The 13,352-nt window shown below is 66.4% G+C and carries 11 protein-coding genes; 6 read left to right on the top strand and 5 right to left on the bottom strand.

Annotation, left to right across the window (positions count from 1 at the left end; translation table 11 throughout):
* Positions 1 to 183: 183 nt before the first annotated feature.
* A complete protein-coding gene (locus tag ACNFH5_RS21770) occupies positions 184 to 1,245 on the bottom strand; it encodes an ABC transporter substrate-binding protein (protein ID WP_416749532.1) in 1,062 nt (353 codons plus the stop codon).
* A 257-nt stretch (positions 1,246 to 1,502) separates the two neighbouring features.
* Here ACNFH5_RS21770 and ACNFH5_RS21775 point away from each other — a divergent pair, with 257 nt between their 5' ends.
* From ACNFH5_RS21775 to katE, 4 genes are all read left to right on the top strand, one after another.
* Positions 1,503 to 3,119 carry an ABC transporter permease gene (locus ACNFH5_RS21775; RefSeq protein ID WP_416749534.1) on the top strand — a complete coding sequence of 539 codons (1,617 nt, stop codon included), beginning with the start codon at positions 1,503 to 1,505 and terminating at the stop codon, positions 3,117 to 3,119.
* The gene (locus ACNFH5_RS21780; RefSeq protein ID WP_416749536.1) at positions 3,116 to 3,943 is read left to right on the top strand and encodes an ABC transporter ATP-binding protein; all 828 of its coding nucleotides are present in this window, start codon (positions 3,116 to 3,118) and stop codon (positions 3,941 to 3,943) included. Before ACNFH5_RS21775 ends, ACNFH5_RS21780 begins: the two co-directional genes overlap by 4 nt.
* A gap of 117 nt (positions 3,944 to 4,060) precedes the next feature.
* A complete protein-coding gene (locus tag ACNFH5_RS21785) occupies positions 4,061 to 5,671 on the top strand; it encodes an arylsulfatase (protein WP_416749538.1) in 1,611 nt (536 codons plus the stop codon).
* A gap of 192 nt (positions 5,672 to 5,863) precedes the next feature.
* Positions 5,864 to 8,002 carry a catalase HPII gene (gene katE, locus ACNFH5_RS21790; RefSeq protein WP_416749540.1) on the top strand — a complete coding sequence of 713 codons (2,139 nt, stop codon included), beginning with the start codon at positions 5,864 to 5,866 and terminating at the stop codon, positions 8,000 to 8,002.
* Positions 8,003 to 8,182: 180 nt separating this feature from the next.
* On the opposite strand, the gene ACNFH5_RS21795 is transcribed toward katE, so the two are convergent.
* Both ACNFH5_RS21795 and ACNFH5_RS21800 read right to left on the bottom strand, forming a co-directional pair.
* Positions 8,183 to 9,133, bottom strand: coding sequence for a methyltransferase (locus ACNFH5_RS21795; protein ID WP_416749542.1), 951 nt, complete (start codon positions 9,131 to 9,133; stop codon positions 8,183 to 8,185).
* On the bottom strand, positions 9,130 to 10,503 hold the full coding sequence (locus ACNFH5_RS21800) for an iron-containing redox enzyme family protein (protein ID WP_416749544.1): 1,374 nt from the start codon (positions 10,501 to 10,503) through the stop codon (positions 9,130 to 9,132). Before ACNFH5_RS21800 ends, ACNFH5_RS21795 begins: the two co-directional genes overlap by 4 nt.
* Before the next feature lie 431 nt (positions 10,504 to 10,934).
* On the opposite strand from ACNFH5_RS21800, the gene ACNFH5_RS21805 reads away from it, so the two are divergent.
* Entirely contained in the window at positions 10,935 to 12,068 is a 1,134-nt protein-coding gene (locus tag ACNFH5_RS21805; protein WP_416749545.1) for a YbdK family carboxylate-amine ligase, read from the top strand.
* A gap of 40 nt (positions 12,069 to 12,108) precedes the next feature.
* On the opposite strand, the gene ACNFH5_RS21810 is transcribed toward ACNFH5_RS21805, so the two are convergent.
* Both ACNFH5_RS21810 and ACNFH5_RS21815 read right to left on the bottom strand, forming a co-directional pair.
* Positions 12,109 to 12,261, bottom strand: coding sequence for a hypothetical protein (locus ACNFH5_RS21810; protein WP_416749547.1), 153 nt, complete (start codon positions 12,259 to 12,261; stop codon positions 12,109 to 12,111).
* 28 nt (positions 12,262 to 12,289) lie between these two features.
* Entirely contained in the window at positions 12,290 to 12,649 is a 360-nt protein-coding gene (locus ACNFH5_RS21815; RefSeq protein WP_416749549.1) for a DUF3509 domain-containing protein, read from the bottom strand.
* A gap of 404 nt (positions 12,650 to 13,053) precedes the next feature.
* Here ACNFH5_RS21815 and ACNFH5_RS21820 point away from each other — a divergent pair, with 404 nt between their 5' ends.
* Entirely contained in the window at positions 13,054 to 13,284 is a 231-nt protein-coding gene (locus tag ACNFH5_RS21820; RefSeq protein ID WP_416749551.1) for a hypothetical protein, read from the top strand.
* Positions 13,285 to 13,352 lie beyond the last annotated feature (68 nt).

A 13,352-nucleotide genomic window follows, 5' to 3' on the forward strand; every position in this document is an offset into this window, starting at 1 on the left:
AGGGCGTGGGGTGGGGCGATATCAGAAATGCGCAAAGACGCGGGGAGGGGCGTTTCACGCAGGGGGGCGGTACGGGCTGATCACCCTGGCCCTCTCCCGGAAGGAGAGTGCCAGAGTGAGGGCGACCCAAGCGCTGAGGTATCAGGAAGGCACGGACTTTGTCCGTGATTGCTGTGAACTGACTTATTGGATCGCTGCCACCGGTTGCCCGGCCAGTTGTCGGCTCGCCGCATCCTGCGGCGCCGGATTGGCCCAGTCGGCGGCCTTGAAGTCGCGGCGGATCAGGCCGTAGGACTTCGCCGCCGTGATCGATGCATCCAGGCGGCCGAGGAAGTCGGCGTCGAGCTTGGGCGAGAGCACTTCCAGCAGCGGGCGGCCCTGGTATTCGCTCTTGAAGATCACTGCCGGGTAATTGGCCTGCTTCGATATCAGGTCGATGAAAGCATCGCGGTTGGCGTCGGCGCTGGCCCACTGTACGGCCTGCAGTTGCACCTTGAGCAGGCGCTCGACGATGTCCGGGTGGGCGTCGACGAATTCGCCGTTGCCCACCAGCAGTGCCTGCAGGGTACCGGCGCCACCGAGGTCATGGGTGCTCAGCGGGATTTCCGCCAGGCCCTTGTCGCGCAGGGCGAACAGGCCCGCCAGGCCCCAGGTGGCGTCGATCTGCTTGGCCGCCAGGGCGGCGAGGGCGGCGCTGAAGTCGAGGTTGATCACCTTCAGGTCCTTCTCTGACAGGCCGGCGCTGGCCAGCGCGTTGTCGAAGGACAGCTGGCTGGCGGTGCCGCGGAAGATGCCCACGCGCTTGCCCTTGAGGTCGGCCAGGTTCTTGATCCCCGAATTCGGTTGCACGCCCAGGTAGTGGTTGACCCCGCGCGCCGTGGCCGCCAGCACGCGGCTGTCCAGGCCGCTGGACTTGCCGATGATCGCGGCGAGATCGCCCAGGTAGGCGAAATCCACCTGGCCGTTGGCGAAGGCTTCGTTGACTACCGGACCGGCGCCCTTGAAGAAGCTCCATTTGACCTGGATGCCGTCGGCGGCGAATTCCTTCTCCAGCAGTTGGCGGGTGTAGAGGATGTCCGCCACGCCGCCGCTGGAGTGGTTCTGCCCGGCGCTGACATCGGGCACGGCGATACGGATTTCCTTGACCGGATCGGCCGCCTGGGTGATCAGCGGATAGGCGCCGAGCAGGCCGGCCAGGGCCGGCGCAGCGAAGAGGGACAGCAATTGATGGGTAAGGGCCTTCATGGCGCCTGCCTCCTGCAGTGGGGGAGCGCACGTGGCTCCGGCGCCCGCACTAAAGGCATGGGGCTGTCCATCAACAAAATAATAAAAAGTGATTTTTTAGTAATTATTCGAGCTAAGCGAGGGTTCACGAGGCTTCGCGGGGAGATGCCCGCAGGGCATAAAAAATATTCGGCGAATGCATTGGATGCGCACCGGGGCCTTCCCTTAAATGGCCTGTGTTAGCTCATAAATGCATTGATATAAATATTTATATTCCAATGAAGAATATTACGAAGCCGTACCGCCTTGCTCTTCCCAGTCCGCGCCTGAAGCCTGCGACAGCGGCCTGGCGCTGGCTCGAACCCACACTACCGTGGCTGGTGCCGCTGGCCATCGGTGTGCTCTGGTGGACAGCGAGTCACCGCCACTGGATGTCCGCGCAGATCCTTCCCACACCCGAACTGGTGCTTCAGGCCGGCCGCGAGCTGTTCGCGGGCGAACTCTGGCAGCAGTTGGGCGTCAGCCTGAAACGTCTGCTCTGGGGCCTGCTGGCCGGCATCCTCAGCGGGCTGGCACTGGGCGCCTGGCTCGGCTTCAGCCGCCGCGCCGAGCGTCTGGTGCTGCCCACCTTCAGTGCCTTGGCTCAGGTCCCGACGCTGGCCTGGATTCCGCTGTTCATGCTGTTCTTCGGCATCGGCGAGTTGCTCAAGCTGGTGGTGCTGATCAAGGCCATCATCGTGCCGGTGACGCTGCACACGCTGGTGGGCGTGCGTGATGCCCAGCCGCGCCTGCGCGAGGCCGCTGCGGTGTTGCGACTGCCGCGCCGGCTGTTGTTATGGCGGCTGATTCTGCCAGCGGCGTTGCCGGCATTCCTCACCGGCGTGCGACTGGCGTTGGCGCAGGGCTGGACCTCGCTGCTGGCCGTGGAACTGCTGGCTTCCAGCGAGGGCATCGGCTACCTGATGGTGCAGGCGCGGCAACTCTTCATGCTCGACATCGTGTTCGTCTGCATCCTGGTCATCGGCCTGGTGGGCGCGGCCATGGATCGAGGCATCCAGGCGCTGGACCGGCGCCTGGTGCACTGGCCGCAGCTGGCGGCCGGCGAGCTGCGCCATGGAGAGCTCCGTCGCAGCGGCGCGGGGCAGGGCTGGGAGCGCCTGCAACCCTGGTGGCTGCCGCTGGGCCTGCTGGCGATCTGGCAGGCGGCAAGCGCGCTGGAGTGGGTCGATCCGGCCATTCTCGCCAGCCCCGCATCGGTGGCTGTTGCGCTGTGGGACGGCCTGCTGGACAACAGTCTCACCGTTGCGCTGCTGGCCAGCCTGCAACGCACTCTCGCAGGCCTGCTGCTGGGCGGCTCGCTGGGCTTCCTGCTCGGTCTGGGGTTGGGCCTGTGGCGGCCGGCGGAAAGGCTGCTCGGGCCTTCCTTCGCGGCGCTGCGGCAGGTGGCGATCTTTGCCTGGGTACCGCTGCTCACTGCCTGGTTCGGCCTCGGTGAGCTGGCCAAGGTGGTGTTCGTGGGCCTGGCCGCATTCTTCCCGCTGCTGCTGGCGACCCAGCGCGGCATCGCCAGCCTGCCGGCGCAACTCAGCGAGGCGGCCATCGCATTGCGGCTCTCACCCTGGCAACGGCTGCGCCGGCTGGTATTGCCGGGGGCGGCGCCTTCGGTATTCGCCGGGGTGCGCCTGGCGCTGATCTACGCCTGGCTGGGCACCATCGGCGCCGAGTACTTCATGCCTTCGGACGGCGGTATCGGCAGCCTGATGATCGGCGCGCAACAACTCTTCCGCATGGACTTGGTCGGCGCCGGCATGTTGCTGGTCGGCCTCACCGGAGCCTTGCTGGCCGCCCTCGGCCAACGCATCGAAGCGCGGGTGACGCGCTGGAGACACGCATGAACGCATTCGCTTCCCCGGCCCTGGTGAGCTTTCGCCAGGTCGCCAAGAGTTTCCCCGTGGACGGCCGCGAGCTGCAGGCCATCGAACGCTTCGACCTGGAGATCGCCGACGGCGAGTTCATCGCCATCGTGGGCGCCAGCGGTTGCGGCAAGTCCACGCTGCTGCGGCTGCTTGTCGGCCTGGATCGCGAGTTCCAGGGCGAAATTCGCATCGACGGCGCGCCCATCGACGGCATCGGCGGCGAACGCGGCATCGTGTTCCAGGAGCACCGCCTGTTCCCCTGGCTGAGCGTGGAGCAGAACGTCGCCCTCGGGCTGGTCAACGAACCGCTGAGCGAGACCGGCAAGGCCGCCAGGGTTGCCGACTATTTGCAGCTGGTGGGCCTGACGGCCTTCGCCCGGGCCTACCCGCACCAGCTTTCCGGCGGCATGGCGCAACGCGTCGCCATCGCCCGTGGATTGGTCGCCAGCCCGCGCATCCTGCTGCTGGACGAACCTTTCGGGGCCCTGGATGCGCTGACCCGCCAGCAATTGCAGGAAGAGCTGCTGCGCATTCGCCAGCGCGAGCGCATTACCACGGTGCTGGTGACCCATGACGTGGAGGAGGCGCTGTTCCTTGCCGACCGCGTGGTGGTGATGGCGCCGCGGCCGGGGCGCATCAAGCGCATCGTCGAGGTGCCGCTGGAGCACCCGCGTGAGCGCGGCGGCTACGACTTCCTGCGCCAGCGCGAGGCGCTGTTGCACGAGTTGACGGGCGAGGGTGACTACGTCGCGCCGCAGCTCAAGCGGGTAGAGGACTTGCCGTTCGAGTTTCTCGCCTGCTGATTCGATCAACCCCCCCTGTAGGAGCGAGCTTGCTCGCGAAGCTCTTCGAACAGACCGTTCCGGAATGTTCGCGAGCAAGCTCGCTCCTACAGCCAAACCCACCTACCGAGTCCGACCATGAGCAAACGCCCCAACTTCCTCGTCATCGTCGCCGACGACCTCGGCTTCTCCGACCTCGGCGCCTTCGGTGGCGAGATCGCCACGCCGCACCTGGACGCCCTGGCCCTCGAAGGCCTGCGCCTGACCGACTTCCACACCGCGCCGACCTGCTCGCCGACGCGCTCGATGCTGCTCACCGGCACCGACCACCACATCGCCGGCATCGGCACCATGGCCGAGGCGCTGACACCCGAGCTGGAGGGCAAACCGGGGTACGAGGGCTACCTCAACGACCGCGTGGTGGCACTGCCGGAGCTGTTGCGCGAGGCGGGCTACCAGACGCTGCTGTCGGGCAAATGGCACCTGGGTCTGAAGCTTGAGCAGGCACCCCATGCGCGCGGCTTCGAGCGCTCCTTCTCGCTGTTGCCCGGCGCGGCCAACCACTATGGCTTCGAGCCACCCTACGACGAAACCACCCCGCGCATCCTCAAGGGCACGCCGGCTTTGTATGTCGAGGACGACCAGTTCATCGACGAGTTGCCGGCAGACTTCTATTCCTCCGACGCCTTCGGCGACAAGCTGATCCAGTACCTGAAGGAGCGTGACCAGAACCGTCCGTTCTTCGCCTACCTGCCGTTCTCCGCGCCGCACTGGCCGCTGCAGGCGCCCAAAGAGGTGGTGGACAAGTACAAGGGCCGCTACGACGCCGGCCCCGAGGCGCTGCGCCTGGAGCGCCTGGAGCGGCTCAAGCAGCTGGGCCTGATCGACGCCGACGTGAAGGCGCACCCGGTGCTGGCGATCAGCAAGGAATGGGCGCGCCTCAACGACGAAGAGAAAGCCAAGTCCGCACGGGCCATGGAGGTGTACGCGGCGATGGTCGAGCGCCTGGACTGGAACGTCGGCCGCGTCGTCGAGTACCTGCGCCAGCAGGGCGAGCTGGACAACACCTTCGTCCTGTTCATGTCCGACAACGGCGCCGAGGGCGCACTGCTGGAAGCCTTCCCGCGCTTCGGCCCGGACCTGCTGAGCTTCCTCGACCAGCACTACGACAACAGCCTGGAGAACATCGGCCGCGCCAACTCCTACATCTGGTACGGCCCGCGCTGGGCCCAGGCGGCTACCGCACCGTCGCGCCTGTACAAGGCCTTCACCACCGAAGGCGGCATCCGCGTGCCGGCGCTGGTGCGCTACCCGGCGCTGCAGCGCCAGGGCGAGATCAGCCACTCGTTCTCCACCGTGATGGACATCACTCCGACCATTCTCGACCTGGCCGGCGTGCGTCATCCGGGCAAGCAGTGGCATGGCCGCGAAGTGGCGGAGGTGCGCGGCAAGTCCTGGCTGGGCTGGCTCTCCGGCGAGACGGAACAGGCTCATGACGAGAAGACCGTCACTGGCTGGGAGCTGTTCGGCATGCGCGCCATCCGCCAGGGCGACTGGAAGGCGGTGTACCTGCCGGCGCCGGTCGGCCCGGCTACCTGGCAACTCTACGACCTGGCGACAGACCCCGGCGAAACCCAGGACCTGGCCAAGGCGCAGCCCGAGCGGCTGGAAACGCTGATCGAGCACTACAAGCAGTACGTCAACGAGACCGGCGTGATCGACGCGCCGCCACCGTTCCTCGCGCGCTGACCTGGCCTTGCCTGCGAAGCCCTGCCGATGCGTCGGCAGGGCTTCGTTCATTCTGCACGCCAGCGAACCGCCGGTAAAAAAGCCTGAACTCCGCGGACTGCTCCCCACCCAACGGATAGGAACAAGTCCGAGGCTGCCCGTGCCGATCCCGGCGCGCGGCGGCCCTTCACCTGTACTGAGGAGTGAACCTTCATGGCCAAGCAACCCGGCAAAGAAGCAGGCAAGCGCAGCGAACTGGCAGGTACCGACACGACTGACCGTGGCAACCGCAACGACAAGCTCGACCAACTGGAACGTTTCCGCGAGGACGCCACTGGCGAAGCGCTGACCACCAACACCAACGTGCGTATCGCCGACAACCAGAACAGCCTGCGCGCCGGCGATCGCGGGCCGTCGCTGCTGGAGGATTTCATCCTGCGGGAGAAGATCACCCACTTCGACCATGAGCGCATTCCCGAGCGCATCGTCCATGCCCGTGGCGCCGCGGCCCATGGCTATTTCGAATCCTACGAGGACTGGAGTTCGCTGACCAAGGCGTCCTTCCTGGGCAAGGCCGGCAAGCAGACGCCGGTGTTCGTGCGCTTCTCCACCGTGCAGGGCCCGCGTGGCTCGGCGGACACGGTGCGCGACGTGCGCGGCTTCGCGGTGAAGTTCTACACCGACGAGGGCAACTACGACCTGGTGGGCAACAACATGCCGGTGTTCTTCATCCAGGACGCCATCAAGTTCCCCGACTTCGTCCATGCGGTGAAGCCCGAGCCGCACAACGAAATCCCCACTGGCGGTTCGGCCCATGACACCTTCTGGGACTTCGTCTCGCTTACCCCGGAGTCGGCGCACATGGTCATGTGGGCCATGTCCGACCGGGCGATTCCGATCTCCCTGCGGCACATGCAGGGCTTTGGCGTTCACAGCTTCCGCCTGATCAACGCCGCCGGCGAAAGCTCGCTGGTGAAGTTCCACTGGCGGCCCAAATCCGGCGTCTGTTCCCTGGTCTGGGACGAGGCGCAGAAGCTTGCCGGCAAGGACCCGGACATCCATCGCCGCAAGCTCTGGGAAGACATCGAGAGCGGCGACTATCCCGAGTGGGAACTGGGCGTTCAGGTGATTGCCGAAGCCGATGCGGACAAGTTCGACTTCGACCTGCTCGACCCGACCAAGCTGGTGCCCGAGGAGCTGGTGCCAGTGAAGCTGCTGGGGCGCATGGTGCTCAACCGCAACCCGGACAACTTCTTCGCCGAGACCGAGCAGGCGGCGTTCCACCCCGGGCACATCGTGCCCGGCATCGATTTCAGCAACGACCCGTTGCTGCAGGGGCGGCTGTTTTCCTACACCGATACCCAGCTGCTGCGCCTGGGCGGGCCCAACTTCAACCAGATTCCGATCAACCAGCCGCTGTGTCCGTTCCACAACAACCAGCGTGATGGCCTGCACCAGCACATGGTGCACAAGGGGCGCGCCGCCTATGAGCCGAATTCCATCGATGGCGGCTGGCCCAGGGAAACCCCGCCGGCCGCCCGCCAGGGCGGCTTTACCAGCTACCACGAGCCCATGACCGGCGCCAAGGTGCGGGTGCGCGCCGACTCCTTCGCCGATCACTTCACCCAGGCGGCGCTGTTCTATCACAGCTTGAGCGAGGCGGAGCAGGGCCATGTGGCGTCGGCCTATGCCTTCGAGCTGTCGAAGGTGGAGCGTATGTCTATACGCGAGCGTGAGGTGAACGAAATCCTTGCCAACATCTGCCCGAAACTGGCGGAGACGGTGGCCAGCCAGATCGGCGTAAAGGTCAACTACAAGCCGGGCACGGCGCCGCAGCCGACACCTTCGCCCGCGCTCAGCCAGGTCAACCTCCTGGCAGGCGATATCCGCTCGCGCAAGGTGGCGATCCTGATTGCCGATGGCGTCAGCGAGAACGATGTGAGCGAACTGCGTGACGCGCTGGACAAAGCCGGTGCCAGCGCCAAGTTGATCGGGCCCAGCGCATCGCCGGTCAAGACCGAAAAAGGCGCGGAGCTGGTTCCCGATGCGAGCTGGCACGGCTTGCCCTCGGTGGCCTTCGACGCGGTGTTCGTGCCAGGCGGGGCGAAGTCGGTGCAAACCATGGGCGGTGATGGCCGTGCGCTGCATTACCTGCTGGAGGCCTACAAGCACCTCAAGCCCCTGGCCTTCGCCGGCGATGCGCAAGCGCTGCCGGGGCAACTCGGGCTGTCGCCCGACGAAGGCGTCGTCCAGGGCGGTTCCGCGGCGGATGTGTTCGCCGGGTTCGAGAAGGCGCTGAAGCAGCACCGTATCTGGGCGCGTGAAGCGAACGTCGCGAAGATCCCGGCCTGACGTGGGCTGGGAACAAGGGCCAGAGCCCAAGCTGGAGCCCCTCTCCCTGAGGGAGAGGGGTGAGGCAAACCGCTCGCACCAAGCAGCCCGGCCTGCGTAGGAGCGGACTCCGTCCGCGATGTCCTCCAGCTGGCCGGGGGACGATCGCGGATGAATCTGCTCCTACAGGAGCCGATCGGTTCAAGCCAGACGCTTCACCGTCACGGTCACCGCCGCAATGCGCTCGGCTTGCTGGTAGGCCGAGCAGTCCAGCTCTTCGCCGAATACGTCCGGGTCCATCTCATCGTAACGCCAGCTCACCGGCCGGTTCGTCAGCAGGGCGTCCAGCTGCGGGCGCAGCGGCGCATCGCCGTCGATCACCGCGGCGCCGGTATAGAGCAACAGCGTGCCTCCTACATTCAGGCGTTGCAGCGCTGTTTCGACGATGCGCAGGGACAAGCCTGCGCCGAACTCGCCGCCGCCATGGCGGTAGGTACGCTCTTGCGGGTCGAGCAGGTAGGGCGGGTTGGCGACGATCAGGTCGAACTGGCCGCCGATGCCATCCAGCAGGTTGCTCTGGCGGATCTGCAAGTCATCGATGCCGGCGAGGCAGGCGTTGGCGCGGGTGAAGTCCAGGGCGCGCGGGTTGATGTCCACGGCGGTGACTTCCGCCTCCGGGTAGGCCTGGGCGATGAGGATGGCGCCAGGGCCGGCGCCGCAGCCGATGTCCACGGCGCGACGTACCGTGCCGGCTTCTCCACTGAGAACGTGCTGGCGCAAGGCGTGGGCGAAACGATAGGTATCCGGGCCGAAGAACACGGCGTCGGTCTCCACCGTCGGGTAGGCCGAGTGTGCGAACAACTGGCCATCCAGACTCGACCAGCGCACGGCGCTGCGCCACTGGCTGTCCTGGCGCAGGAGCAGGCCGCCGGTTTCCAGCAGGGCCAGCATGCGCTCGCTGATGAGCGCGTCGGGGAACGGCCGGCTCCAGCCGAACACGCCTTGCAGATCGCCGGCCAGTGAGTTCTCCGGTCGCGCGTTGACCCGCGCGTGGGTCGTGGGGGTGACAGTGGTGAAGCGGTAATCCTCCGCCTGCAGTTCCTGGCCCAGGCTGATCAGCACTTCCAGCCGCGAGTCGAAGAATGAAGTCATGGTTCGATCCCCAGTTTGTCGGTGTAGATGCGCGTGGCCAGCAGCCCGGCGGGCGTCCAGTGGCGGTGCGGGGCCATCAGGGCGACCAGGCGCTGCATGCGGTTGCGCGGCGAAAGTGTGGACAGCTCGTTGAGCAGGGCGCGCTCTTCGGCGGCGAATTCCGAACGTATCGGTGCATCGTCGGCGACGGTCTTTTCGCTGCCGCTCCAGGGGTTGCGCGGCGACGGCTCGCTCCAGTCGCCGGCGATCCAGTCGTGCAGCAGTTGGCGCTCATAGGGATTGAACACGCCGAACATGGCGACGCTGTCGCCGCTCACCAGGTTCCACAGGCGGCTGTGGCCTGGGTCCTGGTGGCGCTTGATCCACCCCTGGCGCTGCAGCGCAGCGAGGAACTCGCCCATGCGCCCGGGGCCGGCCAACCACTGGTTCACCGTGCGCCCGCCGATGCGCGCGCGGTCATCGTGCATCTGTCTGGCGAAGGGGCGCTTGCGCTCGAGCATGGCGACTACTTCGGCATCCAGGTTGAAGCCCTGGAGAATCTCCCGGTTCGACAGGCCCGCGCCGTTAAGCCGGTAGCCTGCATGCACGCGGCGCAGGAAGGCGTCGCGGTCGGCCAGTTGCGGCAGGTTGGCTTCCAGCGCCTGCAATGCCTTGCGGCCGTGGCCGCTGGCGGCGTTGTCGATGGTGATGTGCAGGCGGAAGTATTCCGGGTCGATACCCAGTTCCCGCAACTCGTAGCTGGTGATCATCAGGTGCAGCGGCGGCAGCTCGTAGCCCAGGTTGTAGCCCAGCACTTCGGGCAGGTAGTCATCGGCCAGATAGCCGAGGGCGAGCTGAAGCGTGCCTTGCAGGTAGTGCGCATCGCTCAGCTCGGGGGGCGTGTCGCAGCCCAGGCTATGCAGCAGGCGCTGGTAGACCAGCACGTGGTTGCGCGCAGGGTTGCCGTGGCCGAGTTCCTCCAGGCAGATGTGCAGCAGTGGCAGCAGGCGCGAGTCGCTCCAGTGGTCGAGCACGCCATAGAGCCAGGCGCCGTCCACCTGCTTGGTCGGGGCAATGGCCTGGAGGAAGTGCAGGGCGTGGGAACGGTTGGCGAAGTGCTGGCGCGGCGCGCCTTCGCGACGCTCTCGCAGATACTCGGCGTAGGCATCGGCGCTGCGTCTGGCGCGGTTTTCCAGCCAGTCGGCCCAGCGCTGCGGGTCGGCGGGCAGTTCGTCGTCATCGGCGTTCTGCTGGCTCAGTTGCGCCTCGAGAAAGGCGGCGGCGCTTCCCAGTGCATCTTCCGGAGCGCGCAGCAGGGACTGGTAGAGGTCGCGGATGGAACAGTGTTCGCGGTACGAGGCGACAGCATTCCGGGAGGCGGGTGGCGTCATGCGGGGCTCCTCGTGCGAGAAAGTGGGGTGCTTTCACTTGCGAGTGGGCCGGGCGGGTAAAGGTTTCATGTAAACGCCGAGCTGCGTGTGCACCTGACCTTGGAAGGGTGGGCTGATGTTCCGGTTCTGTCGGGGCCGAGCGATTGCGCGGTTGGCCGGGAGTTGGAGGGGGTCGCGAGCAAGCTCGCTCCTACACCGCCCACGCGCCCGGCATCACCCGGTAGGAGCGAGCTTGCTCGCGAACCCACCGCACGTCATTTCCGTTCCCGCCTATGTCCTCCGCCTGTCGCCACCGCTCACTCCTGTAGGAGCGAGCTTGCTCGCGAACCGCACGGCAGTGGCTTTCAAACAGGCCACGGGCCGAGCGAAAAGACTGAACGCCACCCGCTGCGCCGCGTCCCAGCCATAACCGCCACCCCGCGAGGTCCGCCATGCCAGCACGCCCCGCGCTGCCCCGATTCGGTATCGAGGAAGAGTGCTTCCTGATCGACCCCGCAAGCCTCGATCTCGCCCGCGAGGTGCCGCTGGGATTTTCCCATGCCTGCCGCGGTGTGCTGGGCGAGGCGGTGGCCGAAGAGATCTTCCAGTGCCAGTACGAACTGGTCAGCCCGGTACTGCGCGAGCTTGGCGAGGCCGCCGCATTCCTCGCAGACCGCCGCCGGCGCCTGCGGTTGATAGCCAAGTCCTACGGCCTGGATACCCTTTGTGTCGCCGCACATCCCTTCACTCGCCAGCACCGACAGTCCCCGGCCTTCCGCCCGCGCTACCGGCGGCTGTTCGAGGAGGAGGGCGCAGTGGCGCGGCAGAGCCTGCTCAACGGCCTGCACGTGCACGTGGAAGTATGCGGGGTCGACCGCGTGCAGGTGATGAACTGCGTGCTGCCGTGGATGCCGCTGCTGCTCGCGCTGAGTGCTTCTTCGCCGTTCTGGGATGGAGCCGATACCGGTCTGGCCAGCTATCGGCAGTCACTGTGCGGGGAGTGGCCGCGCATGGGACCGCCGCCGCGGTTCGCCAACGAGGCGGCGTGGCGGCGCTACGTGGCCTTGCTGTTGCAGTACGGCCTGATGGACGAACCCGGCCACACCTGGTGGTTCCTGCGGCCCTCGGCGCGCTACCCGACCCTGGAGTTGCGGATTACCGATGCCTGCCCACGCATCGACGATGCCCTGTGCATTGCAGGGCTGTTCCGCCTGCTGGTGGCCCATGCGCGGGACGCGCGCGAGCCTGCCGATCCGCATTGGCAGCGGGCCTTGCTGGCGGAGAACTTCTGGCAGGCGCGGCGGCATGGCGGCGCGGCACGTTTTCTGGTGGAGGGCGACCGGCTGGTCAAGCCGCGCGACTGGCTGGAGCAGGCGCGGCTGGCCGTCGGCGAATGGCTGGATGAGGAAGGCGAGCGCCTGTTTGTCCACGCGGGCAGGATCATCGACGAGGGTAATAGCGCTGAGCGACAACGGGCGGTGCGCCTGGCGGCCCTGGCCAAAGGACGGACGGAAAGGGGCGCGTTGAGCGCGGTCGTGCGCCATCTGCAGGAAGAGAACCGGCGGCCGCCCGACTGCTCGGACTGACGGCGGCCACCGGAATAGCTTCTCGCTTCCCTGTATCGACTTATGCCGGCCCGTCCTTGAGGCCGTCCTGATGGGCGGCAGACAGGTGCGGCTCCTGCCGGCTGTCCTCCGGTTCGATGTCCACCAGTTCTTCCAGCGACTCTTCGCGGGTGACTTTCGGATCGGGGTCTGGCGTATCCATGGGTGTCTTCATGCTTGCCTCGCTGCTTCTTCGGTGCGCGCTACTTGGCGGCGAGAGCGCGCAGCCGGGCGCCGGCGACGACGACCTTGCGCGGCCGGTGGGTGGGATTCACCGGAACGAAGGTCTGCAATTCGATGCGCTTGAGGAACCAGTCCACGTTGTCCTCTTCCAGCGGCCCCTCGAGGGTCATCAGGTCGCGGCGGATGCGCTCCACCAGGTTGTTCAGCAGTACGGCGCTGGCCTGTTCCTCCTGCTGGATGACGCGGGATATCAGGCGCTTGCCCTTGGCGTTGCGCAGGTTGATCAGCACCGTACCGTCGGGACGGTTGAAGAACTGCGGACGGTAGTCGGTAAACAGGTGGCTCAGGTGCTCGATGGCAGTGTCGCGGCAACTGGACATGTACATCCCTCCCGGTGGTCGGCAGGAGCCAGTGCTCCGGCCTTGAGCCAGGAACGTTGCATCACGCGTTCCAGCCTTTCAGAAACTGTCTCAGCGGCTTAACAGGTTGTTATTGCAGGGATTCGCCAGAACGTGCTGGCCCATGGTCATCAGCAAAGTGCAAGGTCGCACCGGCAAGGGGCTGGAAAATGCACGGCCAGACGCTTCGCCGGGCGCCTGGCTGCGCGAGCGAAACCTTCCGTCCGAAACCTGCGCGGGTGGAATCAGCGGGTGTGGCGAGCAATCCCTGCCACGGCTGGTCATGCCGGCGATGGCGCGGGAGTGCCAAGTTGCCTGGGCCAATTGCCAGCATTTCCCTCGGGCTTGCGAGCGGGCAGGGTTGGGATTGGGGACGGGAGGTGACCATGACGCAGTTCCGACGCCTGGACGTGGAAGCCGTGCTCCACGAAGCCTATCCGCTGTTCAGCTTCTCCTGCTCGCGCGAGGCAGGCGGGAGCTACTCCATCAGCCTCGGCAGCCAGTTGGCGGACATGCCGCGCACCACCGTCGTCGGCATCCACGGTGATGAGCTGAGCAGCGCCGGTCGCGTGCGCAGCCTGGGCCTGGAACTCATCAACTGCTTCATCGACCAGTAATGGGTCGCTTGCCTGCCCACCGACGGAAAACCTGAACTCCAGCGCCTTGCTTCGGCTCAACCGGCCTG

The organism is Pseudomonas sp. NY15435 (genome assembly GCF_048068295.1).
GTDB lineage: Bacteria > Pseudomonadota > Gammaproteobacteria > Pseudomonadales > Pseudomonadaceae > Pseudomonas.

What these genes read in the sequence shown, in the direction of transcription:
- ACNFH5_RS21805 (WP_416749545.1), top strand. Translation starts at nt 10,935, where the DNA reads ATGCCAGCACGCCCCGCGCTGCCCCGATTCGGTATCGAGGAAGAGTGC.
- ACNFH5_RS21775 (WP_416749534.1), top strand. Translation starts at nt 1,503, where the DNA reads ATGAAGAATATTACGAAGCCGTACCGCCTTGCTCTTCCCAGTCCGCGC.
- ACNFH5_RS21780 (WP_416749536.1), top strand. Translation starts at nt 3,116, where the DNA reads ATGAACGCATTCGCTTCCCCGGCCCTGGTGAGCTTTCGCCAGGTCGCC.
- katE (WP_416749540.1), top strand. Translation starts at nt 5,864, where the DNA reads ATGGCCAAGCAACCCGGCAAAGAAGCAGGCAAGCGCAGCGAACTGGCA.
- ACNFH5_RS21795 (WP_416749542.1), bottom strand. Translation starts at nt 9,133, where the DNA reads ATGACTTCATTCTTCGACTCGCGGCTGGAAGTGCTGATCAGCCTGGGC.
- ACNFH5_RS21785 (WP_416749538.1), top strand. Translation starts at nt 4,061, where the DNA reads ATGAGCAAACGCCCCAACTTCCTCGTCATCGTCGCCGACGACCTCGGC.
- ACNFH5_RS21810 (WP_416749547.1), bottom strand. Translation starts at nt 12,261, where the DNA reads ATGAAGACACCCATGGATACGCCAGACCCCGATCCGAAAGTCACCCGC.
- ACNFH5_RS21800 (WP_416749544.1), bottom strand. Translation starts at nt 10,503, where the DNA reads ATGACGCCACCCGCCTCCCGGAATGCTGTCGCCTCGTACCGCGAACAC.
- ACNFH5_RS21820 (WP_416749551.1), top strand. Translation starts at nt 13,054, where the DNA reads ATGACGCAGTTCCGACGCCTGGACGTGGAAGCCGTGCTCCACGAAGCC.
- ACNFH5_RS21815 (WP_416749549.1), bottom strand. Translation starts at nt 12,649, where the DNA reads ATGTCCAGTTGCCGCGACACTGCCATCGAGCACCTGAGCCACCTGTTT.
- ACNFH5_RS21770 (WP_416749532.1), bottom strand. Translation starts at nt 1,245, where the DNA reads ATGAAGGCCCTTACCCATCAATTGCTGTCCCTCTTCGCTGCGCCGGCC.